This is a genomic window from Stenotrophomonas sp. 86428_Sma (assembly GCF_056481585.1).
This window is the reverse complement of sequence record NZ_CM151156.1, coordinates 2,339,417-2,362,669: the sequence shown is the minus strand read 5'-3', so window position 1 is coordinate 2,362,669 and position 23,253 is coordinate 2,339,417. Positions and strand designations below refer to the sequence as shown.

Sequence of the window (23,253 nt, the reverse complement as noted above, 5' to 3'; positions counted from 1 at the left end):
ATGCGCATCGCCGTCATCGGCTCGGGTATCGCGGGGCTGGCCAGTGCCTGGTGGCTCGATGGCCAGCACGACGTCACGCTGTTCGAGGCCAACGACTACCTCGGTGGCCATACCCACACGCACGACGTGCAGGTGGATGGCACCCGCATGGCGGTGGATACCGGGTTCATCGTGTTCAATCCCCAGCACTATCCGCTGCTGACCGCGATCTTCGACGAGCTGGGTGTGGCTTCGCAGCCGACCACGATGAGTTTCTCGATGCACAGCGAGCGCAGCGGCGTGGAGTACAACGCCACCTCGCTGGATGGCCTGTTCTGCCAGCGCCGCAACCTGGTGTCACCTCGATTCTGGGGCATGCTGGCCGACCTGCGCCGGTTCTATCGGGATGCGCCGTTGCTGCTGGCCGAGGAAGACGGCCCCACGCTCGGCGAGTACCTGCGCAGCCAGCGCTATGGCGAGGCCTTCATCGACGAGCACCTGCTGCCGATGGCCTCGGCACTGTGGTCCTCACCGACCGCCACCGTGCAGGACTTCCCGGCGCGCTATCTGGCCCAGTTCATGGCCAACCACCAGATGCTGCAGATGAGCGGGCGCGCGCCGTGGCGGGTGGTGAGCGGCGGATCGGCACGCTATGTCGATGCCCTGCGCGCCCGCTGGCGGGTGCATGAGCGGCTGGAGTGCCCGGTGCAGTCGGTCGAGCGCATGCGCTGGGGCGCGCGCGTGCACAGCGCGGCCGGCGTGGAAGGCTTCGATGAGGTCATCCTGGCCTGCCACAGCGACCAGGCCCTGGCGCTGCTGCGCGACGCCGACCCCATCGAGCGCGACGTGCTCGGCGCCATCCGCTATCAAACCAATGAAGCGGTGCTGCACACCGATGCGTCATTGCTGCCGCGCAACCGCAAGGCGTGGGCGGCATGGAACGCGCACGTGCCAGAGGATCGCGCCGCGCCCTGCACGGTCAGCTACTGCATGAACCTGCTGCAGGGCCTGCCCGGCGATACGCCCCTGGTGGTTACCCTCAACCGCAGCGAGGCAATCGATCCGGCCAAAGTACTGCGTACGCTGCGCTACGCCCACCCGGTGCACGACCATGCCGCAGTGCGCGCGCAACAGCGCTGGGCGGAACTGCAGGGCCGTCGCCATACGTGGTTCGCAGGCGCCTATTGGGGCTGGGGCTTCCATGAGGATGGCATCCGCAGCGCCCGCCGCGTGGTCGATGCCCTGCAGGCCTGCGCTCCACATCGGCTGGCATCCGCCGCGGATGAGGTGGCGGCATGAGTGCCAGCGCGCTCTACATCGGGCAGGTGATACATCGCCGGCATCATCCGCACCCGCATGCCTTCCGTTACCCCATCGCCCAGCTGCTGCTCGATCTGGACGAACTCGATACGGTGTTCGACGGGCGCTGGTTGTGGTCGGTCAATCGCCGCAACCTGGCCGAGTTCCGCCGCAGCGACTACTTCGGCGATCCCGCACGGCCACTGGCCGATGCCATCCGCGATCACGCTGCCCACACGCTTGGCTACCGGCCGACCGGCCCGGTGCGCCTGCTCACCCATCTTCGCTTTGCCGGGCACGTGTTCAACCCGGTCAGTTTCTACTACTGCTACCAGGCAGACGGCAGCACGCTGGACTGCATTGTCGCCGAGATCACCAACACGCCCTGGAAGGAACGGCACGCCTATGTGCTGCCGGTCGCCACCGCCACGCACGAAGGCAGCTCACTGCGTTGGCAGTTCGACAAGTGCTTCCATGTCTCGCCGTTCATGCCGATGGACTGCGGCTACGACTGGCGATTCAACCGCCCCGACCAGGACCTGCGCGTGCACATGCAGGTCTGGCGGGACGGCGTGCGCCAGTTTGATGCCACCCAGGCCATGCAGCGGCGTGCCTTGGATGGCCGCGGGCTGGCCCGGGTCCTGGCCTGCTATCCCCTGATGACCACCCAGGTGGTGGCCGCCATTCACTGGCACGCACTGCGGCTGTGGTTGAAACGCAACCCGGTGTACGACCACCCCACTCTTGCCGAGAAACCGCGATGAACTCGATGACTCCCTGGGTTGCCCTGCCGCGCCCCGGCGCCTTGGACGCGTTCCTGCGCCGCCGCCTGCTGGCCCAGCTGGCCCCGATGCGCGACGGTCGGCTGTGCGTGCGCGATGCACTCGGCGAAGTCTGGCTGGGCGATGCCCGTGATGAACTGCATGTCACCGTCACCATCGATGACCCGGCGTTCTATCGGAAGGTTGCTGCGCAAGGCAGCGTGGGCGCAGGTGAAAGCTACATCCAGGGCGAGTGGCACTGCGATGATCTGGTGGCACTGATCCGGCTGCTGGTGCGCAATCGCGATCTGCTCGACGGCATGGAGCGTGGCCCGGCCCGCTTGGGTGGGGGGATGCTGCGGGCCTGGAACCGCCTGCGCCGCAACAGCCGCGAAGGCAGTCGCCGCAATATCGCCGCGCACTATGACCTGGGCAACGACTTCTTTGCCCTGTTCCTGTCGCCGGACCTGATGTACTCGTCGGCGATGTTCGCCAGCGAATCCGAGCCATTGGAATCCGCCTCGCGGCGCAAGCTGGACCGCATCTGCCAGCAGCTGCAACTCAAGCCAGGCGACCGCGTGGTGGAGATCGGCACCGGCTGGGGCGGTTTCGCGGTACACGCCGCCCAGCACTATGGCTGCCATGTGACCACCACCACCATCTCCGCGGAACAGCATGCGCTGGCCGCCCAGCGCGTAGAGGCGGCGGGCCTGCAGGACCAGGTCACGCTGCTGATGCAGGACTACCGCGACCTGCAGGGCCAGTTCGACAAGCTGGTCTCGATCGAGATGATCGAAGCGATCGGCGCCGAGTACCTGGACACCTACATGGCTACACTGCAACGCCTGCTCAAGCCGGATGGCGTTGCCCTGCTGCAGGCCATCACCATCGAGGACCATCGCTACGAACAGGCCCGGCGCAGCGTCGACTACATCAAGCGCTATGTATTTCCGGGCAGCTTCATCCCATCGATCAACGCGATCATGGCCGCCAAGACCCGATCCAGCGACCTGCAGCTGATCGCCCAGCAGGATTTCGGCCACTCCTACGCACTGACCCTGCGCGCCTGGCGCCAACGTTTCCTGGCCCAGCTGCCTGCGGTGCAGGCGCAGGGCTTTGATGCGCACTTCTGCCGGTTGTGGGAGTTCTATCTGGCCTATTGCGAGGGCGGCTTCCTGGAACGTTCGATCGGCGTCTCGCATCTGCTGCTGGCCCGTCCGGACCACCGGCCCGTCCTCGCTGCAGGCGACAGCCGCTGACATGCGCCGGTTCTGGACCAATCTGCTTGGCAACCAGCTGGTCTGGCTGTGTGCCGTGGCCGGCGCAGGGCGAGGCTGGCAGTGGCCGGCACTGCTGGCCGCAACGATCTATATCGGCAGCCAGCTGCTGACTTCACCGCACCCTCGACTGGACCTTCGGCTGATGCTGCTGGCGCTGGCCTGCGCGTGGCTGGTCGACGCCAGTGCCGCCGCCAGCGGCGCCGTGCGCTACGCTGCTGCCCCGCTGGGCTGGACTCCGCCCCTTTGGATCATGGCGTTGTGGGCCGCGTTTGCGATGACGCTGACCAATTCGATGCGCTTCCTGCTGCGCCACCCTGCCCTGCCAGCCCTGTTCGGCCTGTTGCTGGCCCCGCTGGCGTATCTCTCCGCAGCGCGCGGTTTCGAGGCGGTCCGTTTCACTGCGCCGCTGTGGCAGGGCCTGCTGGTGCTGGGTGTGGGCTGGAGCATCGCGCTTTCGCTGCTGTGCATGGCCGCTAGTCGCGGCTCCCGCACCCTCCCGCCACCCTTGGCCGGAGCACCGTCATGATCAATCTGTTGTGGGTCCTGCTGTATGCCGTGCTGGTGATGAGCTGGGGCTGGGCCTGGCAGCGCCGCCACGGCAACATCGGCGTGGTCGACGTGCTCTGGGCCAAGGGCGTGGGCGCATCTGCGCTGCTGCTGGCACTGCTGGGCGCTGGCGCGCTGATGCCACGGCTGTCACTGGGGCTGCTGGGCGGGTTGTGGGGCAGCCGCCTGGCCGTGCATCTCTGGCACCGCGTCCGTCACGAAGACGAGGACGGACGCTACCGCTATCTGCGCGAACACTGGCACGGCCATCAGGGAAAGATCTTCGGCTTCTTCATGGCCCAGGCCCTGCTGATCGTCCTGTTCGCACTGCCCTTCGTCGCGGTGGCCGCCAACCCACGACCGGGACTGTCGCCGTGGGTGCTGGCGGGTGCAGCGGTCTGGCTGCTCAGCGTGGGCGGCGAAGCGCTCGCCGACCGCCAGCTGGCCCGGTTCCGCGCCGACCCGTCGAACAAGGGCCGCACCTGCCGCGATGGCCTCTGGCGCTGTTCGCGGCACCCCAACTACTTCTTCGAATGGCTGCACTGGTTCAGCTACGTGCTGTTGGCGGTGGGCTCGCCGCTGTGGTGGCTGGCCTGGGCCGGACCACTGTTGATGTACGTGTTCCTGCGCTACCTCAGCGGCATCCCGTTCACCGAAAAGCAGGCCCTGCGCAGCCGGGGCGAGGACTACCGCGCCTACCAGCTCAGCACACCGATGTTCTTCCCCTGGTTTCCCCGCCCTTCCAAGGACCATTCCGCATGAACGCCATTCCGTCACAGAACCTGGCTGAGGAGACCGAGACCGGGCTGATCGCCTGGGCCGAACGTGGGCTGGTGCCCGATGCGGCGCTGCGTGCGGGCATCCGCCGCTTGTGCGCGCAACGCCTGCATGAGGAAAGCGAAGGCGGCATCGAAGGCCAATCGGCACGCTTCAGCCAGCGCATCACCGAGCTGGCCGACAGCCCACTCGCGCTGCATACCGAAGCGGCCAACCGCCAGCACTACGAAGTTCCCGCGGCATTCTTCCAGGCCTGCCTGGGCAAGCGGCTGAAGTACAGCAGCTGCTACTACGCCACCGGGCGCGAAACGCTGGACCAGGCCGAGGACGCCATGCTGGAACTGTACGGCCAGCGCGCCGGACTGGCCGATGGCCAGCAGATACTTGAGCTGGGCTGCGGCTGGGGCTCATTGACCCTGTGGATGGCCGAACGTTACCCGCACGCGCATATCACCGCCGTCTCCAACTCGCACAGCCAACGCCAGTACATCATGGCGCAGTGCCAGGCGCGCGGCCTGGGCAACGTCGAGGTGGTGACCCGCGACGTCAACCAGCTTGACCTGCCGACGGCCCGGTTCGACCGCTGTGTCTCGGTGGAGATGTTCGAGCACGTACGCAACTACCAGCGCCTGCTGGCAGGCATCGCACGGTGGCTGAAACCGGACGGTGCACTGTTCGTGCACATCTTCGCCCATCGCACACTGATGTATCCGTTCGAGACAGACGGCGGCGACAACTGGATGGGTCGCCACTTCTTTACCGGCGGACTGATGCCGGCGGCCGACACGCTGCTGCATTTCCAGCGCGACTTGCGCCTGGAGCAACGCTGGCTGCTGGACGGCACCCATTACCAGCGCACGGCCGACCACTGGCTGGCCAACCAGGATGCAGCCCGCGAGCAGGTGATGCCGGTGTTGATCGCCACCTATGGCCAGGTTGCAGCGAAGGTCTGGTGGCAGCGCTGGCGGATGTTCTGGATGGCATGCGCCGAGCTGTTCGGCTACGACGACGGCCAGCAGTGGCTGGTGGCCCACTATCTGTTCCGACCCCGCTGAGGTGCCCGATGCGCATGTTTCCGCTGCTTCCCCTGATCGCGGTCGGCCTGTTCGGTTCCGGCTGCAGTTCCAGCGACACCCGTCCGTTGCCGCGCCCACCGTCGGTGGATGTGCCGCGCTTCATGGGCGACTGGTACGTGATCGCGCATATCCCGTCGCGCCCTGAGCGCGAAGCCTTCGACGCCGTGGAGAGCTATGCCCTGCGCCCCGATGGACGCATCCAGACCACCTTCACGTACCGCAAAGGCAGCTTCGAAGCGCCACAGAAGTCCATGCACCCCATCGGCCGTGTCGAGAAGGAAGGCAACGGCGCGATCTGGGGCATGCAGTTCATGTGGCCGATCCAGGCTGAGTACGTGATCGCCTGGCTCGATGAAAGCTACCATCAGACCATCGTGGCACGAAGCAAGCGCGATTACGTCTGGTACATGGCCCGCACCCCGCAGGTATCGGACAGTGACTACCAGCAGGCGGTCGAGCGGATTGCGGCCATGGGTTACGACACCCGCAAGCTGAGGCGGGTGCCGCAATCGGTGCGATGACGCGGCACCTTCTGCCCGGGTCGATCGTCCTGGAGCATCAGTCGATCATCAATCATTGCAACGTGGTGCACTCGCGACGCGCCCTGCAGATACGATGCTGGGCAGGCCAGCAAGGCCGGAACGGATACACGATCGATGAACAGCCCCGCGGACGATGCCATCACAACCTCCTGGAATGGATTCGAAGTCCGGCAGATCCTTCCGTGCGACCTCGACCTCATCTGCGCTCACCGAGAAGCGATGTTCCGTGAAAGCGGCCGGAGCGAAGAGATCCTTCAGCAGATGGCGGCCCCGTTCCGTACCTGGCTCGAACCGCGCCTGGTGTCAGGCGACTACTTCGGCCATGTCCTTTCCGACAATGGACAACCCATCGCAGGCATTGGCCTGATGCTGATCGACTGGCCGCCCCACCCCGCCCATCCAGAGCAGGACACGCGCGGCTACGTACTCAATGTCTACGTGGAGCCCGGCTATCGGCGTCGCGGCATCGCCCGCCAACTGATGAAACTGGCCGACCATGCATTCGCCGGACGAGCGGTGGCCTACGCGGTGCTGCACGCTACCACCCAAGGGAAACCACTGTATGCGGATCTCGGATGGGCTGCGACCAGCGAAATGGCCCGCGACCTGCGCAGCGCGAGCGAAGTACCCCGAAGCGCTTGATTGGGTACTGACGATCCACCTCATCAATCGGCGGCATTGAATTGATGGGCTTTACGCATCGATTCTTAGGAATAATCGCAAAATTCCAACAAGTTCGATGCTCGACGCGACAGCGGCGCCAGAATGATCGCCACGCCCTGCGGGCGCCGATCACCTCCCTGCGCATGAATGGATATCCTGCACCGCGCCGACTGCGGCTGGCACTCCTCGACGATCACGAAATCGTCCGCCGCGGCACCGCCCTGCACCTGTCCCACGACGTCCGCTTCAGCATTGTCGCCAGCCACACCCGCAGCGATGAGCTCATCGGCAGCCTGCGCCAGTTGGCAGTGGATGTCGCCATCATCGATCTCACCCTGGCGCCTGGCGACCGCAGCAGTGATGAGCTGGTTCCGCTGCTGCGCGAGTGCTTCCCACATATTCCCCTGCTCGCCTTCGCCACGCTGACGCCATCCACCCGCATCGACCACCTGCTGGCGACCGGCATCTCCGGCGTAGTCAGCAAGTCCGAGCCCCTGGAGATGCTGTCTGATGCCATCGTGCGCATCTCGCAGGGGCTGTGCCGCCTCCCTGCCGATTGCCTGTTCCCGGCGTGCCGCGAGGAACTCAGCCGCAATGAACGCGAAGTGCTGGACCTGCTCCTGGCCGGCCTGACTGTCTCGGAAATCGCGCTGCGTCGCCACCGCAGCGTCAAGACGGTCAGTACCCAGAAGGTCGCGGCCCTGCGCAAGCTCGGGTTGCGCAATGATGCGGAGATCTATGCACTGCGGCAGCAGCTGGAGCTCCAGTGATGGGGCGCGTTCGCCTCCGTCTGCGCACGTCGTGCACGTTGTTGCTGGCCCTGATCCTGCTGCCGGCTGCATCGGCCGAGGATGCACAGTTGCGGAGATGGTCCGCCGGCCGCGAAGTGCGGGTTGCCACCGCGCCATCATCGCGACCGCTCCCCCCCAACGCTGGCGGATTCAAGCGCACTGCCCACCCTCGCCCATGGCTATGCCAGGCTTGTGGCTCGGCATTCCGGCCTGCGCTTCCGCGATCTCAACTACCCTAGCACGAGCGCAGCGGTCGCTGCCGTCTGCCGGGACGAGGCCGACCTGGTGCTGGTCATGGGCAGCCCCTCGCATCACCCGCTTCCCTGTCCCGACCTGAGGGCCTCCGGCGCCTTCCATGGCGGCAAGACGGTATTGGCTGTGCGTAAAGGCGAGCACCCGCCCCGTGACATTACCGGCGTGAGGGCGCAGCTGCTGGCCGTGGTTGACGGCGGCCCCTATGCCGACTGGCTGACGATCCACCACCCCCGGATCCGCCTCCTGCATCTCCCGGACCGCCATGCGGCCCTGGCCGCTGTTGAAAGCGGCAACGCCGATGCTGCGATCGGCCTGGAAGCAACGCTGCACTCGATGATCCGGCAGCACTTCACGGGAAGCCTGCAATTGCACCCGTTCGACAGCGGATTCTCCACCGATCTGCACCTGCTTGTCCGCCGGGAGGACCAGCAGCTGCTGGCGCGCATCGATCAGGCGCTGCGCGCCATCACCCTCGAAGAGCACGCAGGCCTGCTGGAGTTGTGGGCGCAGCAGATGCTGCCCACATCCATCGAGAGCGCGCTGGATCGGGTGCGTTCCCCGCTCCTGCTCTGGTTGCTGTGTCTGGCCGCGGCACTCATCGGCCTGCCCGTGCTCTGGCAGGCATTACGCTGGCGAATCGGCCGCGCGGAACAACGCCTCGGGCGCGCGGCGGGAATGATCAGCCATGAAGTGCGCAATTCCGCGCAGACAGTACTGGCTTCGATCGACCTGCTGAGCCAGTCACACCTGCCCAAGGGGCAGCGTGAACTGCTCGCGGCTGCCCTTGCCGCCGGCCACTCGCTGCGCAGGCTGCTCGATCGCTCGCTGGCGTTCTCGCGCCTTGCCAGCGGCAGCTTCAGGCCGCATCCCACGCCCTGCGACGTCGGCCAACTCTGTGCCCGCGCACTGGAAGCAATCCGGCCGGAGGCACTGCGGAGAGGGCTGTCACTCCAGTTGGATCGCGCGCCCGATCCAGCGCCGGTGGTTGTGCTCGATGCTGATGGACTGCGCCAGATTATCGACAACCTGCTGGGCAATGCATTGAAATTCACCGATGTCGGCGGTATCGAGGTGCGCCTGCAACTACAACCCGCCCTGTCTCCCCGGGAGCTGTTGCTGGATGTGATCGACAGCGGCATCGGCATCGCACCCGCTCAACTGGCGCTTCTGTTCCGACCATTCCAGCAGAACGAGGAGGGCCCGAGACGTGGCGGCAGCGGACTGGGTCTGACGATTGCGCACGAACTGGCCGTTGCCATGGGCGGCAACCTGACCGCACACAGCGTGCATGGGCGCGGCAGCCGCTTCACCCTGCGATTGCCGGTCCGCGCCGTTCACGGCGATCAGCCGCCCATCGAGCCGCTGCAGCAGACGCCACTGACCGGCATCGACCTGCTCCTTGTCGAAGATCATGCACTCAGCCGGCATGTCGTCGCAGAGCAACTGCGTCGGCTGGGCGCCGACGTACGCGCGGTTGCCGATGCCGACGCCGCATTGGCCGAGCATGCGCTACGACCGCGCGGCACGGTAGTACTGGATATCGGGCTTCGCGGCTCGGATGGCTATGCACTGGCGCAGCAGCTGCGCGCGCAGGCACAGGCACCTCTGCGAGTGATTGCCCTGTCCGCCCGCATGGGGCGCCGGCACGCGGCACGCTGCCGAAGGGCCGGCTTCGACGCCATCCTGGTCAAGCCGCTGCAGGTTGCGAGCCTGCTGCAGGCGCTGGACCTGCCGCCCTCGGCGCACGGCACCGCGCCCGATGACACCCCTGGCGCCGAGCCGGATTACGCTGCGGACATTGCCCATGAACTGGCCAGGATTGAACAGGCCGTGCAGGACGCCAATACCTCGACACTGCGCCATCATGCACACCGGCTGCAGGGAACGCTGCAGATGTGCCGGGCAACGGATCAGGCCGGCACGGCGGCCGACCTGTGGGAACTGGGGCATGAGGCCGCGCCTGACTGGGTCGAGGCGCGGCGACTGCTGCGGGGATTGCAGCAGTGGCACGGCTCCCGCAAGGCGGAAGCCGCACCATCGGCCTGATCAGGCCGCCAGGCGCTCGACCTGGCGACGGGTCAGGTCATTGAAGCGACCCAGCGACATCAGGTGCTGATGGATCAGCGCCAGCCAGCCGCTGCGGTGCCACTCGACCACGGTCGCTTCCGGCAGCGCTACGAACTTCTCGACGTCCACCACCAGGAAGCCGTTGAGATTGAACTCGCGGCCATCCGGAGTGCGGACGGTGGCGTTGCGCTCGACCAGCAGGCCGTTGTCGATCAGCGCCTTGGAGAAGGCCTGGGTCTGTTCGTGCTCGCGGGTGTACTGGCCGCAGAACTCCAACGCCTGCTGCACCATGTCGGTGGCCTTGCCATCAACGAACAGCGGCTGGCCTTCGTCACCACCCTTGACCACGCGCGCGCTCTCTTCGTCGATGCCCAGCAGGAAGTCGTTGTCTGCACCGGTGTCGATGAAGATGAAGGGGTGGCGACGCAGGTAGGCCGGGATATAGGCCTCGTCTTCCCACAGGCCGTCCTTGATGAACAGGTTCTGGTCGGACACGCCCACGGCTGCCATCGGCACGGCGGTCGGGCCGGCGAACAGGATCGGGAAGTGGTGCAGGGCCAGCGAGAACTCGCCCAGCACCAGCGGAATGGCGTTGTTGCCGGCGGCAAACTCGAGCCTGCCCGGCAGGATGCGCAGATCGGCATGCACATCGGCCTGCAGCGGCACCGGACGGGTGTAGAACAGGGGGGCGCTGCTCGGCGCCGCTTCGGTGGTGGTGTCGCTGGTGGTCGTCATCTTGGGAACCGTTCGATCATGCGCGCCTGCCATCCCGGGCGCGCCAGCGGGAACAACCTGAATCCCGCATTATCAACAAGCTCGATGACAACGGCCACCCCACCGACGGCCTATTTCAACTGCAGGGGGTAGCGCTGCCAGAGGACGTGGACCAGGAACCCGGCCAGCTCGGTGTCGCGCGCGCTCACAGCAGCGCGGATCTTGTCCAGCAGCACCATGTCCGAGCAGGAGCGCACATCGGCATGGTTGGCCTGCCCGGCCCGGCGCGCGCGGTAGCGCGCTGCGCGCTGCGCGTCACTCATTGCGTACCCGAACTTGGGCGGACGACCGCGCTTTCGCGGCAGGGTCAGCTCCAGGGTTCCGGGGTCTTTGTCATCACGCATGAGAGGGGTGCGGGCGGCGGCGAGCAACGGGGGGTGCGCAATTTATCGTGAGGCATCACTTTAATCCAGCTTTTTCTGCAGTTTTGTTGCGATGCAGTGCATTATCCCGGTGTCGATGCGAATTCATCCACGCATGGCGTGGATCTACTGCAGGGCCTGCAACCCGATCACCCGGTAGATCCACGCCATGCGTGGATGGGCGTTCCCGACGACAAAAAAAGGGAGCCCGCGAACGGGCTCCCTCACCTTTCCTCATGCAGCGCGTACCGGCTCGTAACCATGCAGGTGCGCCTCACTGCTGGCCCGCCCCTGGCTGAGCGAACGCAGTGATGTGGTGTAACCCACCAGCTGCGCCAGCGGCGCAAAGCCGCTGACCTCGGCGCGACCGTCCTGGTCGTCGATGCGGGCAATGCGACCATGGCGGCGGTTGAGATCGCCCACCACATCACCCACCGACGCCGACGGCGAATGCACCGTCACCGCCATCACCGGCTCCAGCAGCTGCGTACCGCCCTCCACCAGTGCCGCCTTGACCGCTTCGGCACCGGCACGGTGGAACGCCATCTCCGACGAGTCCTTGGCATGGGTCTGGCCATCGACAAGACTGACCTCGATACCGACCACCGGATGGCCCTGCGGACCTTCCGACAGCGCGGCACGCACGCCCTTCTCCACCGCCGCGATGAAGCTGCGCGGCACCACGCCACCGACGATGCGGTCGTTGAACACGACCTGGTCGTCCTCGCGCGGCGACACATCCAGCACCACGTGCGCGAACTGGCCCTGGCCACCGGTCTGCTTGACCAGCCGCCCCACCACGCCGGTCATCGCTCGCAGCGGTGTCTCCTGGTAGGCCACGCGCGGCGAACCTACGCCCACCTCGACCTTCCACTCGCTGCGCAGGCGCTCGACCATCACCTCCAGGTGCAGCTCGCCCATGCCCCAGACCAGGGTCTCCGCCGTGTCGCGATCGGTTTCGACGCGGAACGAGGGATCTTCCTGGGCCAGGCTGGCCAGGCCCTGCGCCATCCGGATCAGGTCGGCCGCACGCGCCGGCTCCAGCCGCCAGGCCAGCACTGGCGCCTGTGCCTGGATGTTCTCCAGGCGCAGCGGCTGCGCACGGCCACTCAGCGTTTCACCGCTGACCGCGTCCTTCCAGCCCAGCACCGCAACGATGTCACCGGCCACGGCCTGTTCGATGTCGTGGGTCTGGTCGGCCTGCACCCGCACCAGGCGACTGACACGTCGACCCTGCGGATGCTGCGAACTGGCCACGGCATCACCGACCTTCAAGGTGCCCGAGTACAGCCGCACGAAGCTCAGCGCACCGTGCTGCTGGTGGGTGATCTTGAACAGCAGACCGGCCAACGGACCGTCCGGATCCGGCGGCAGCACCACCTCGCCGCTCTCGCTTTCGGCGGTCACGGCAGGCCGATCCAGCGGCGACGGCAGGTAATCGACCACCGCATCCAGCAGCGTCTCGATGCCCTTGTCCTTGAAAGCCGCACCGGCCAATACCGGCACGCCCGCACCGGCCAGCGTCGCCCGTCGGATCGCCGCGCGCAGCTGTTCGGCATCGATCGCGCGACCTTCCAGCCAGGCATCGGCCAGAAGTTCGTCGTGGTCGGCCACGGCCTCGACCAGTGCGTCGCGCTGCGGCTGCCACAGGGTGCGCGCGGCGTCGTCCCACGGGGTCACCGTGGTTACGGCACCATCCTGCCAGTGCAGCACGCGCTCACCGACCAGGTCGACCCAGCCGTTGAAGTCGCTTTCGCTGCCCAGTGGCACACCGAGCGCCCACGGCCGCGCCCTCAGCTTGTCCTGCAGCTGCTCCAGCACGCGCTCGAACGAGGCGCCGACGCGATCCATCTTGTTGACGAACGCGATCAGCGGCACGCGATGGCGACGCGCCTGGCGCCACACCGTCTCCGACTGCGGCTGCACGCCGTCCACCGCCGAGAACACGGCCACGGCGCCGTCGAGCACGCGCAGCGAACGCTCGACTTCAATGGCGAAGTCGATGTGGCCGGGAGTGTCGATCAGGGTCAGCCGATGCGGCGGCAGGTCGCGTGGCGCCCACTGCGCCTGTACGGCGGCAGCGCCGATGGTGATGCCACGTTCGCGTTCGATCGCCGAGAAATCGGTGGTCGCGTTGCCATCGTGCACTTCGCCGACGCGATGGATTTCGCCGCTTTTCCATAGCAGGCGTTCGGTCAGCGTGGTCTTGCCGGCGTCGATGTGGGCAATGATGCCGAGGTTGCGACGGCGGGAAAGGACTTGGGTGTTCATGAGAAAGGTTCCTGCAAAGCCAACTTCGGGGGCCGCGCACCCCGGTTGGCGACAGGGTGCGCGGCTAGCGTTCGGTCTCGGCGATCTGGTGCATGGCACGTTCTCCTTGCGGTACACCGGGTTACGGGGAATGGAACTACGGAAACAAAAAGAGCGCCCCGGAGGGCGCTCTGTCGAAGGTCCAGCGATGGCCGCTTCAACGGCCTCGTGGGGCTCCAGGCAGACACGCCCGTTCCGCGCTTGCGCGGGTCAGGGTGAAAAACTTCAGGAGCGGCATCCGGTTCATGGCGCGTATTCTAGACCTGCCAATCTGGCGCGCAAGTGAATATTGCGCACATAAATGGAACGATGAAGCCGACAGCGATTGGGGTCCGGTCCCTTGGCCACGGGCAAAGGGCTCTGACCCCAGCTGACCTCACTTGCACTTGTGCAGCTTGCGCGCCTCACCCACCGTCGCAGCCTGGTCGTCCCCCATCGAGATCCAGCCCTTCAACGACATCGCCGGATCCACATGTGGCAGCCGCGGCCCCTCATGGACAATCACCTCGGTCCAGCTGCCCACCGGCGCCAACTCGGACAGACGCGCCGCCTGATCGTCTTCGGTGCTGAACATATCGTCCGGGCGCGCCGGGGGCGTCGTGTTCACGATCTCGGTCTTGCGGGAATGCACGCGCACCGCGCCATCCGGCATGCGCTGGGTGGTCACATCGAAGCGCTCCACCCCATAGGCCCATGGACTCTCCCCCGCGCTGCGGGTCCCGCTGCCATCAGCCGCCACCTCCAGGGATTCGCCCGATGCGGCACCAACGGCAGCGATTGCTCCAAGACTGGACATCATGGCCTGGTAAGCAAACATCTGACGCTGCTCTGCGGTCAACATCATTGGCTTGCCCTCGGGAAACCTGAGATACACCGCACCCTCGCACAACGTCAGCACCTGCTGACCGTCCCAGCTGAAATGCATTTCGTCACTGGCGTAGTACCTGGTGCTCATCGACGACACCGCAGCGCCCTCGCCGGAGGAATGGCGGCTCTCGATCAGCGAAGCCTGCTCGGTCGCATCCATCAGGGAAATGGAGGTTGCCGGTGCAGCACTCACCACGCCGGCAACCGCAGTCATTGCAGCAAAGAGTGCGCCGCGCGGGAAGAAACAGATCATCACATCAGTCCATTGAAGAAAACGAACTGCACATGATACGTGGCCGCGCAGAACGACTGGACGCTCAGGTCACAACCACCAGCGGCACGCCGCGCCGTGGGTGCTCCAGCACCACCACATCCTGCTGGTAGACCCGCTGCAGGTTGTCTTCGGTGAGCACCTGCAACGGCGTGCCATCGGCCGCCACCCTGCCCTGCTCCAGCAGCACGATGCGGTCGGCATAGCCCGCGGCCAGATTGAGGTCGTGCAGCACCACGATCACGCACGCACCGGCTTCGGCACAGGCGCGCACACTGCGCAGCGTGCGTTCCTGGTGACGCAGATCCAGCGCTGCGGTCGGCTCATCCAGCAGCAGCAGCGGCGTGTCCTGCGCCAGCACGCGCGCGAACGTCGTCCGGGCGGACTCGCCACCGGACAGCTGCTGCACCTCGCGCAGGCGCAGCGCCTGCAGTTCGGCAGCATCGATGGCAGCTTCCACCTGGGCGTCGTCCACGGCTGGATCCGGCGGATGCGGCAGCCGCCCCATCGCCACCACTTCTTCCACACTGAACGCGAAGCGCACGCCATGCTCCTGCGGCATCACCGCGCGCTCGCGCGCCAGTGGCCCGGCCTTGTAACCGGCCAACGGCTTGCCGAGTAGGCTTACTTCGCCAGCGTCGGCACGCAGGTCACCTGCCGCCACAGCCAACAACGTGGACTTGCCCGCGCCATTCGGGCCAACCAGTGCGGTGACCGTACCCGGTTCGAACGCCAGCGAGATGCCGTGCAGGATCTCGCGCTGCTGGCGACGGACCACCACCTCGTGCAGCTTCAACAACACGCTCATGGTGCGGCCTTGCGGCGCTGCTGCAGCACCAGCCAGAGGAAGAACGGCGCACCCAGCGCAGCCGAGAACAGGCCCAGCGGAATCTCCGCCGGGGGATCGAGCGTGCGAGCCGCGGTGTCGGCCACCACGATCAGCAGTGCGCCCAGCAGGCCGGACAACGGCAGCAACCAGCGATGACCAGGGCCGACCAGCAGGCGAGCCACGTGCGGCACCACCAAGCCGACGAAACTGATCGAACCGGCAAACGCCACCGCTGCGCCCACCAGCAGCGCACTGAACGCCACCAGACGACGCCGCGTGCGGGTCACATCCAGCCCGAGGTGCTGTGCCTGGCGTTCGCCCAGCGCCAGCATGTCCAGCGGCGTGGCCAGCCGCTGCAACGCAAACACGCCGATGGCAAACAACGGCACCACGGCCGCCACATCGGCCCAGTTGGCGCGCGCCAGCGAGCCCATCTGCCAGAACACCAGCGACTGCAGCTCGCTTTCGCTGGCGATATATGTAAGGAAACCGATCAACGCCGAGCAGAACGCCGCCATCGCGATGCCGACCAGCAGCAGCGTGGCGTTGCCCGTACCCTTGCCGGGCCGGGCCAACGCGTAGGTCAGGCCGATGGCCAGTGCGCCGCCAGCGAACGCGGCCACCGGCACCAGCCAACCGGCCGCGCCCGCAGCACCCAGCACGATGGCGGCAACTGCACCCAGTGCGGCACCTTGGCTGACACCGACAATGCCGGGATCGGCCAGCGGATTGCCGAACAGGCCCTGTAGGCTGGCACCGGCCATCGCCAGCGACGCACCGACCATCGCGCCCAACAGAGCACGCGGAATACGCAGCTGCCAGACCACGGCGAGGTCGCGGCTGCTGACCGCCTGCGGATCGAGCAGACCCAGCTTCACCGCCAACGCCTGCATCACCTCCATCGGCGGCAGCCGCAACGGACCCACGGCGAACGAGGCCAGCACTGCCCCCAGCAGTGCCAGCAACGCCACCAGCAACATCGTCCGCCCGCGACGGCGGCGCCGATCCGCCGGACTCATGCCTTCGGCAACGCCGCCAGGGCCTTGGCCAGCGCCAGCGCACCAGCACCGGAACCGACACTGGTGTACTTCAGCTGCACATCCGGCATCACCCAGACCCGATTGGCCTGCCCGGCCGGGGTCTGCTTCAGCGTCGGGTACGCCTTCCACAGGCCCTCGGCACCGCCGAACAGCTGCAGGTCATGCTCGGTCACCAGGATCACTTCCGGTGCCGCCGCGACCACGCCCTCATTGCTCAGCTGCGAGTAGTTCTTCACACCCGCCTCGGTGCCGATGTTGACGCCACCGGCCAGTGCGATCAGCTGCGCCGACGCACTGTCGGCACCCGCAACGGTGGGTGAGCCACCGGCGCCGGTGGCCGACACGTGGATCAGTCGTGGCGCATGGCCCAGGCCCTTGCCAATCGCTGCAGCCTCATCGAGCTGGCGCTGCACCTGCGTGGCAAGTGCCTGCCCTGCTTCGGCCAGCCCTAGTGCGGCGGCGACCTTGCGCACCTTGTCCGGTGCCGGCTGCAGGTCATCGATGACCACCGCCGGTTCGCCCACCTCACGCAGTTTCTTCGCCAGCTCGGTGTGGCGGCGCAGGCTGTTGCCGAGGAACAGCGACCCCTGCAGGCTCAGCACGCCCTCCACGCCCGTGGTGCGGTTGAACAGGAACTGGTGCGGGGCAGCCAGGCCAGCCTGGGTGGTGGTATTGGTCGGCGCTGCGAACACCTGCTTGTCCAGTCCCAGCGCCTCGATCACCGCGATCACGTCGTCACCACCGGCGATGATGCGGCTGGTATCGGCCACCTCGACGTCGGCGCCGTCATCGGAATGCACCTTGGCCGGCAGCACTGCCTTCTGGTCGCGCACGACCGGCATATCGGTGCCAGCCACGCGCTGCCAGCCTACAGGCAACGCAACTTCGCCAGCCGCGGTTGCGGCGGCGGCGGGCTCAACCGGCTTGCCGCTGTCCGAGGGCGTCGATGAACCGCCACAGGCAGCCAGTGCCAGCGAGACAGCCAATGAAAGCGCACACAGGCGCAGACGGGACGCGATGTTCATGCTCGTTCTCCTTGCTGGCGGGGCGATGCGCACGCCGCCCCGCCGTGTGACTTACTGCTTCGGGGTGATGCGGGTGATGCGGTCACCCTTCGGATCTTCAGCACCGCGCGACTTGTTCACCGCGAACACGTTGCCCTTGCCATCGGCACGGACGTGGTTCGGCAGCGTGCCGCCGTCGAGGTTGGCGACCACCTTGCCGTCACCGTTCACCACGGTGACCGTGCCAGCGCCACGGTTGCTGACGTAGGCCAGGCCGGAAGCATCATCGAAGGCGACGTTCAGCGCGCCGGCGCCGACCGGCACATCGTGCAGCACCTTGCCGGCGGCCACATCGACGATCAGCAGGTTGTCGGTGCCCTGCGAGGCCACGTACAGGCGGTTGCGCGCTGCGTCGAAGGCCACGCCCGAGGCACTGATCGAGTTGCCCAGGTCGATGACCTTCTCGACCTTGCCGCTGGCGACGTCGATCACTGCCGCTTCCGGGGTGCCGATGCTGACGGTGAACAGCTTGCCGCCCTTCTCGTCCAGCACCAGGCTCATCGGGGTGAACTTGCCGTCGTCCACGCCGGACTCCAGCGTCACCGCCGGCAGCTCCTTGAGGGTCTTGGCGTCGAACACCGACAGATGGTCCTCGCCCGTGGCCGAGGCGAACACCTTGCCGTGGGTGCCATCAACCACCACGTCGCGCGCGTGCGGCACGGCATCGACCGGGAACTGGTGGACCAGCGACAGGTCCTTCTGGCGGTAGACCGCGATGGAGTTCTGGCGGGTGTTGGTGACCCACACGTTGCCGTTGGTGTCATCCACGCCAACGCCGTAGACCGCGTACACCGCACCATTGGTGCTGCCCGGCACCTGCGCCGGGGTGATCGCCTTGGTCACCTTCAGCGACTTCGGGTCCAGCTTCAGCAGCTGCGACTGGGTCACCGGTGGGCGGCCCACGGCCGAGGTCACGAATACCGCGTTGCTGGCTGCGCTGTAGGCGGACTGGTACAGGCCCGGCACCAGCTTGTTGGACTGGATGGCGAACTGCGCCTGGCCGGACAGCGGCAACTGCGGCGAGACGCGCAGCTTCAGCACGGTGGCTGCAGCCGGCTGGCTGGCGCGCACCACCACCGGGTGGGTACCCGGCACGGCATCGGCCGGAATGCTCAGCTGGGTCTTGAAGTTGCCATCGGCATCGACCACCAGCGGCTGCGTGTTGAGCACGCTGTCGCCACGCAGCAGGCTGACTTTCTGGCCCGGCACGAAACCGCGACCGACCACGTCGGCAGTGCCGGGAACCACGTTCTCACCGCGCGAGACGACCTCACCCTTGAAGGTGGCGTTGGCCGGCTGATCGAACACCGGCTGTGCGGTGGCGGTCACGGCCAGCAACAGGCCAGCGGCGAGAGAAGTGAGACGGAAAGACGGACGGAACGACATGGAAGGCTCCTTGCACACGTAGGCCGCGCCACGTGACGCGGGATTCATCGGTTGCCTGGGCCGCTGCACATCGGCAGCCTCGCCTGGGTAGTGGGGTCGCACGCCTTGGCATGCGAAGGGATTCATTCGGCGGCGTTGTCACCACCGTTGAGCGCGCCGTCACCGGCGCTGCGGTCGGTCACGCCGTACAGCTCATGCAGCGCAGCGTGGAACGACGCGGGCAGCATCGGGCCATGGCCGAGGCCGGGGAACTCGCGGTACTGCACGCGCATGCCCGGCACTTTGGCCAACCGCTCGGACAGCTGCATCGCCGCATCCGGCGTGGCGCCACCGATGCGGCGCAGGTGTGCGACCACGCGCGGATTGTTCATGTCGCGCTTGCCGCGATCGCCAACACGCTCGGCACCGCCCAGCATCAGCCAGAGCTTTGCTGGCTGGCCATGGACGTTCTGCACGAACTGCTGTTCCGGATCACCCAGCGCCGCGCCCTGGCTCCACCACAGCGACGGACTGGCCGCCAGATAGGACTGGAAGGCGGCGGGACGGGTGTACAGCGCATTGAGCACGAACAACCCACCCAGCGAGTGGCCCCAGAGTGCTTGCTGCTGCGTATCAATGCGTGCGCGGCGCTCGACTTCCGGCTTGATGCGGCGTTCGATCACATCCAGGAACGCGGCAGCACCACCGCCAACCGCCTGGGTCGTACCGCTCTCGTCGTCGGCGCGATCGATCCACGCGGTGTAGTCACGGGTGCGCGCCTTGGAATCGATGCGCAGGTCGTTGTCGTAACCGATCAGCACCAGTACCGGCGGCGCCCTGCGTGCCGCCAGCTCGGCCAGCAGCGGCTGGTCCAGCACCATCGCCACCGCATTGCCATCCAGCGCGTACAACACCGGCAGCGGCGCCTTGCCGGCCTTGGCCGGGATCGCCACATTCACCCGCCAGCGGCGTTGCTGGTCAGGGCTGTCCACCACGAACTGCTCGAAGCGATAGCTCGCCGCCGGTTCGTCGAGCACGGTGTGGCCGATCTTCTGCAGCGGATTGCGCTGCTGGGCATGGGCGTACGGGGTGGCCAGGAGCAGACCCATCATCAAGGCGACCAGGCCGCGGGCCAGTGGACCACGGCGCGAAGGCGGGACGAAATGCTTCATCAGCGGCAGCAGAAGCGGCTCACGGCCGCCGGTTCACAAGGGACCGCAGTCTACCTTAAACGCGAATGATTATCACATCGATCGAACGTCACGCTGTGTATCACGCGCGCAAGCCAGACCTCGAGGGCGAAGCGCACGCTGGATTCATACCATTGGCTTGCGGCAAGCTAGGCGGCATCAAATAGACCCTGGACTGCCACAGCGTGTATTCCATTTTCCGCAACCTTGCCCGACAGGCGCTCGACACGATTCGGCCGCACGTCTTCCCCGTGAGTACTCCGACAGTGGAAAGGCCCGCTTGCAATATCTGCGGCTTCCGCCTGCGAGCATCCCGCGAGGTCATTGCCGAGAGAGAATCCCGCAGCTGCATCGGCTGCGGATCCACCCTTCGATTCCGCGCCCTCATGGCTGCCCTGCAGTCAGAGACGGACGAATGGCGCGAGATCCGCGTGCTTGAGCGGATTCCTCCGCGCAAGCAGATCAAAGGGATCGGAATGACCGACGCTCATATCTACGCCACTGCCCTGCGCCGCAAGTTCAACTACATCAATACGTACTTCCATACCGAGCCGATGCTGGACATCCGATACCCGGCTGCACACCACTTGGGCAAGTATGACTTCGTCGTCACTTCCGATGTTCTCGAGCATGTGGATGGTCCGTGCGAGCGTGCGCTCGGCAATCTGCGTGCGCTGTTGAAGCCGGGCGGGCTGCTTGTACTCACCGTTCCCTATGGATTTCACGAGGTCACGATTGAGCACTTCCCTGAGCTCAATGACTACCGGATCGAGGGCGAAGGTGCGGATCGGGTTCTTGTCAACATCACCAGTGATGGCAGGGAGCAACGATTTTCTGACCTATCCTTCCATGGTGGTGACGGCTCAACTCTGGAACTGAGGATCTATTCGTATCCTCACCTGGTGCGATTGCTGGGGGAAGCCGGCTTTGTTGACGTCAAGCTGCACGATAGCCAGTACCCGCAATGGGGCATCATCCACGACAGCCTGCTGGGCTTGCCCATCACGGCACGCGCCGCATAGGCCGTCAGCCCCCTCCGACATCCTCCCTTGCGCAACCGGCACCCCCATGGAAATGACGAAGCCGGCGAAACGCCGGCTTCAGTTCATTGCCCTGGTAGAGTCGAGCCATGCTCGACTCCCGCAGCCTCACGGCCCCGTGGGCACCGGACCGTACACGTTCTCCTGCGGCGTGCCCGGCAGCAGCGAGAAGATCATGATCACAATGCCACCGCCCGGCACCAGCGCCAGCAGGAACAGCCAGCCCGATTGGTTGCAGTCATGCAGGCGGCGCACGGTCACGGCAATCAGCGGCACGATCGTGGCCAGCCACATCACGCACAGCAGTACCACCATGCCGATCAGAATGCCGGCCAGCGCATCAGCATTGTTGCGCAGGAGGATCGCCAGCACACCGGCCAGCAGCATCACTGCCGTTGCCACCAGGAACAGGAACAGCTGGTACATCCAGTACTCGCGGCGGTTGGCGCGGCCCTCGAACTGGGCATAGCGCTTCAACGGCAGAATCATTTCCTGCACGGCATCGATCCTTGAAAGAGAAGCCGCGCAGTGTGCCAAATGCACGCGCTATGGACAATGTGGCGACGAACCATGCTCGGCTGCCATTGCCCCCCTGTAGAGTCGAGCCATGCTCGACTACTGCTCCAGAAGGCACCCGTAGTCCGTCAAAGAGCGGAGTCGAGCATGGCTCGACTCTACATGAACCGGGTCAGCGGCCCTTAGCCGCCCTTGCCGCTTCGCGCTCGGCGCGCAGCCGGTCCAGCTTTTCCTTCAGCTTGATTTCCAGGCCGCGCGGCACCGGGTTGTAGTACACGCGCTCGCCCATCGCATCCGGGAAACCGGTCTGGTCCAGTGCGATACTGCCTTCGGCATCATGGTCATACTGGTACTCGGCACCGTAGCCCAGCTCCTTCATCAGCTTGGTCGGCGCATTACGCAGGTGCAGCGGCACTTCTTCAGTGCCGCTCTCGCGCACATCGGCCTTGGCCTGGTTGAAGGCCGCATAGCCTGCATTCGACTTGGCGGTGCTGGCCAGGTACAGCACCAGCTGAGCAAAGGCGAGCTCGCCTTCCGGGCTGCCCAGCCGCTCGTAGATGTCCCAGGCCTCCAGTGCCATGCTCTGCGCGCGCGGATCGGCCAGGCCGATGTCCTCGATCGCCATGCGGGTCAGCCGGCGCGCCAGGTAGGACGGATCGCAGCCGCCATCAAGCATGCGGGTCAGCCAGTACAGCGCAGCATCCGGATTGGAACTGCGTACCGACTTGTGCAGCGCCGAGATCTGGTCGTAGAACTGTTCGCCGCCCTTGTCGAAGCGACGGGTGCGGTCGGCCAGTACCTGGGTCAGGGTCTGCGGGGTGATGCGACCACCCTCCCCGCCCGCCAGCTCAGCGGCGATCTCCAGCAGGGTCAGCGCACGGCGCACGTCGCCGTCGGCGGCGGTAGCGATTTCCAGCAGCAGCTCGGGGGCGACCTCGATGCCCTCCTCGCCCAGGCCGCGTTCGCGGTCACCCAGCGCACGCTCCAGCGCCTCGACAATGTCGGTAGGTGAAACACCTTCCAGCACATGCACGCGGCAGCGCGACAGCAGTGCCGAGTTCAGCTCGAACGACGGATTTTCGGTGGTGGCACCGACAAACAGGATGGTGCCGCGCTCGATGTGCGGCAGGAACGCGTCCTGCTGCGCCTTGTTGAAGCGATGCACCTCGTCCACGAACAGCACGGTGCGGCGACCTTCGGCGAACCGTTGCGCAGCCTCAGCCAGCACCTGGCGCACTTCCGGCAGGCCGGACAGCACCGCGGAGATCGCACGGAACTCGGCGTCGGAATACTCGGCCAGCAGCAGTGCCAGCGTGGTCTTGCCGCAGCCCGGCGGCCCCCACAGGATCATCGAGTGCACGCGACCGGACTCGACCGCGCGACGCAGCGCGCTGTCCGGCGCCAGCAGGCGCTTCTGCCCGACCATCTCGTCGAGGGTGCGTGGGCGCATGCGCTCGGCCAGCGGGCGCAGATGTTCCCGATCGACGCTCAGCAGATCGGGGCCGGGGAAGGAAGTTGAACGATGTCTTGCCACACGCTCATTGTACCGCGAGAGCGTGCCAACCAAGGTTGGCACCCACCAGCGCCAG

At 66.3% G+C, this 23,253-nt stretch carries 21 protein-coding genes and 1 pseudogene; 11 read left to right on the top strand and 11 right to left on the bottom strand.

Translation table 11 applies throughout. The features are described from left to right. The 10 genes and pseudogenes from ACZK3J_RS10885 to ACZK3J_RS10840 all read left to right on the top strand — a co-directional run bounded on the left by ACZK3J_RS10885 (window position 1) and on the right by ACZK3J_RS10840 (window position 10,015). Window positions 1-1,278 (top strand): NAD(P)/FAD-dependent oxidoreductase, encoded by a 1,278-nt coding sequence (locus tag ACZK3J_RS10885; RefSeq protein WP_478476922.1) that lies wholly within the window; start codon window positions 1-3, stop codon window positions 1,276-1,278. Next, the gene (locus ACZK3J_RS10880; RefSeq protein ID WP_478476920.1) at window positions 1,275-2,042 is read left to right on the top strand and encodes a DUF1365 domain-containing protein; all 768 of its coding nucleotides are present in this window, start codon (window positions 1,275-1,277) and stop codon (window positions 2,040-2,042) included. The genes ACZK3J_RS10885 and ACZK3J_RS10880 overlap by 4 nt, the downstream gene beginning before the upstream one ends. Next, window positions 2,039-3,298, top strand: a complete 1,260-nt coding sequence (locus tag ACZK3J_RS10875; protein ID WP_478476919.1) for a class I SAM-dependent methyltransferase — start codon at window positions 2,039-2,041, stop codon at window positions 3,296-3,298. Before ACZK3J_RS10880 ends, ACZK3J_RS10875 begins: the two co-directional genes overlap by 4 nt. Window position 3,299: 1 nt before the next feature. Continuing rightward, a complete protein-coding gene (locus ACZK3J_RS10870; protein WP_478476917.1) occupies window positions 3,300-3,845 on the top strand; it encodes a DUF2878 domain-containing protein in 546 nt (181 codons plus the stop codon). Then, window positions 3,842-4,627, top strand: coding sequence for a DUF1295 domain-containing protein (locus tag ACZK3J_RS10865; RefSeq protein ID WP_478476915.1), 786 nt, complete (start codon window positions 3,842-3,844; stop codon window positions 4,625-4,627). Before ACZK3J_RS10870 ends, ACZK3J_RS10865 begins: the two co-directional genes overlap by 4 nt. Beyond that, window positions 4,624-5,697, top strand: a complete 1,074-nt coding sequence (locus ACZK3J_RS10860) for an SAM-dependent methyltransferase (RefSeq protein ID WP_277778757.1) — start codon at window positions 4,624-4,626, stop codon at window positions 5,695-5,697. Before ACZK3J_RS10865 ends, ACZK3J_RS10860 begins: the two co-directional genes overlap by 4 nt. Window positions 5,698-5,705: 8 nt before the next feature. Then, entirely contained in the window at window positions 5,706-6,239 is a 534-nt protein-coding gene (locus ACZK3J_RS10855; RefSeq protein ID WP_277778758.1) for a lipocalin family protein, read from the top strand. A gap of 135 nt (window positions 6,240-6,374) precedes the next feature. After that, window positions 6,375-6,902: a GNAT family N-acetyltransferase gene (locus tag ACZK3J_RS10850; RefSeq protein WP_032127338.1), complete on the top strand. Its 528-nt coding sequence runs from the start codon at window positions 6,375-6,377 to the stop codon at window positions 6,900-6,902. 164 nt (window positions 6,903-7,066) lie between these two features. Continuing rightward, complete coding sequence (locus ACZK3J_RS10845) at window positions 7,067-7,693, top strand: LuxR C-terminal-related transcriptional regulator (RefSeq protein ID WP_049421979.1); 627 nt, start codon at window positions 7,067-7,069, stop codon at window positions 7,691-7,693. Beyond that, window positions 7,693-10,015 (top strand): annotated as a pseudogene (locus ACZK3J_RS10840) (ATP-binding protein). Before ACZK3J_RS10845 ends, ACZK3J_RS10840 begins: the two are co-directional and overlap by 1 nt. Here ACZK3J_RS10840 and ACZK3J_RS10835 read toward each other — a convergent pair. The 9 genes from ACZK3J_RS10835 to ACZK3J_RS10795 form a co-directional block, all read right to left on the bottom strand. After that, a complete protein-coding gene (locus ACZK3J_RS10835; protein WP_032127340.1) occupies window positions 10,016-10,771 on the bottom strand; it encodes a SapC family protein in 756 nt (251 codons plus the stop codon). It abuts the pseudogene before it with no gap. A 110-nt stretch (window positions 10,772-10,881) separates the two neighbouring features. Next, entirely contained in the window at window positions 10,882-11,154 is a 273-nt protein-coding gene (locus ACZK3J_RS10830; protein ID WP_005409616.1) for a hypothetical protein, read from the bottom strand. Window positions 11,155-11,406: 252 nt separating this feature from the next. Next, the gene (fusA, locus tag ACZK3J_RS10825; protein WP_478476913.1) at window positions 11,407-13,443 is read right to left on the bottom strand and encodes an elongation factor G; all 2,037 of its coding nucleotides are present in this window, start codon (window positions 13,441-13,443) and stop codon (window positions 11,407-11,409) included. Between the two features lie 415 nt (window positions 13,444-13,858). Then, complete coding sequence (locus ACZK3J_RS10820; protein ID WP_201119101.1) at window positions 13,859-14,602, bottom strand: hypothetical protein; 744 nt, start codon at window positions 14,600-14,602, stop codon at window positions 13,859-13,861. A gap of 64 nt (window positions 14,603-14,666) precedes the next feature. Then, entirely contained in the window at window positions 14,667-15,428 is a 762-nt protein-coding gene (locus tag ACZK3J_RS10815; RefSeq protein WP_006366865.1) for a heme ABC transporter ATP-binding protein, read from the bottom strand. Continuing rightward, window positions 15,425-16,468 (bottom strand): FecCD family ABC transporter permease, encoded by a 1,044-nt coding sequence (locus ACZK3J_RS10810; protein ID WP_012511012.1) that lies wholly within the window; start codon window positions 16,466-16,468, stop codon window positions 15,425-15,427. Before ACZK3J_RS10810 ends, ACZK3J_RS10815 begins: the two co-directional genes overlap by 4 nt. Continuing rightward, on the bottom strand, window positions 16,465-17,514 hold the full coding sequence (locus ACZK3J_RS10805) for a heme/hemin ABC transporter substrate-binding protein (RefSeq protein WP_049463340.1): 1,050 nt from the start codon (window positions 17,512-17,514) through the stop codon (window positions 16,465-16,467). The genes ACZK3J_RS10810 and ACZK3J_RS10805 overlap by 4 nt, the downstream gene beginning before the upstream one ends. 51 nt (window positions 17,515-17,565) lie before the next feature. Next, window positions 17,566-18,939, bottom strand: coding sequence for a YncE family protein (locus ACZK3J_RS10800; protein ID WP_478476912.1), 1,374 nt, complete (start codon window positions 18,937-18,939; stop codon window positions 17,566-17,568). Window positions 18,940-19,061: 122 nt separating this feature from the next. Next, window positions 19,062-20,090 (bottom strand): alpha/beta hydrolase, encoded by a 1,029-nt coding sequence (locus ACZK3J_RS10795; RefSeq protein ID WP_049463338.1) that lies wholly within the window; start codon window positions 20,088-20,090, stop codon window positions 19,062-19,064. A gap of 203 nt (window positions 20,091-20,293) precedes the next feature. Here ACZK3J_RS10795 and ACZK3J_RS10790 point away from each other — a divergent pair, with 203 nt between their 5' ends. After that, window positions 20,294-21,130, top strand: a complete 837-nt coding sequence (locus ACZK3J_RS10790) for a class I SAM-dependent methyltransferase (RefSeq protein ID WP_152911163.1) — start codon at window positions 20,294-20,296, stop codon at window positions 21,128-21,130. Window positions 21,131-21,256: 126 nt separating this feature from the next. Here the strand turns inward: ACZK3J_RS10790 and ACZK3J_RS10785 are convergent, their stop codons facing one another. Further along, a complete protein-coding gene (locus ACZK3J_RS10785) occupies window positions 21,257-21,646 on the bottom strand; it encodes a DUF805 domain-containing protein (protein ID WP_121503228.1) in 390 nt (129 codons plus the stop codon). Window positions 21,647-21,836: 190 nt separating this feature from the next. Continuing rightward, window positions 21,837-23,114: a replication-associated recombination protein A gene (locus ACZK3J_RS10780; protein ID WP_478476911.1), complete on the bottom strand. Its 1,278-nt coding sequence runs from the start codon at window positions 23,112-23,114 to the stop codon at window positions 21,837-21,839. Between the last annotated feature and the right edge of the window lie 139 nt (window positions 23,115-23,253).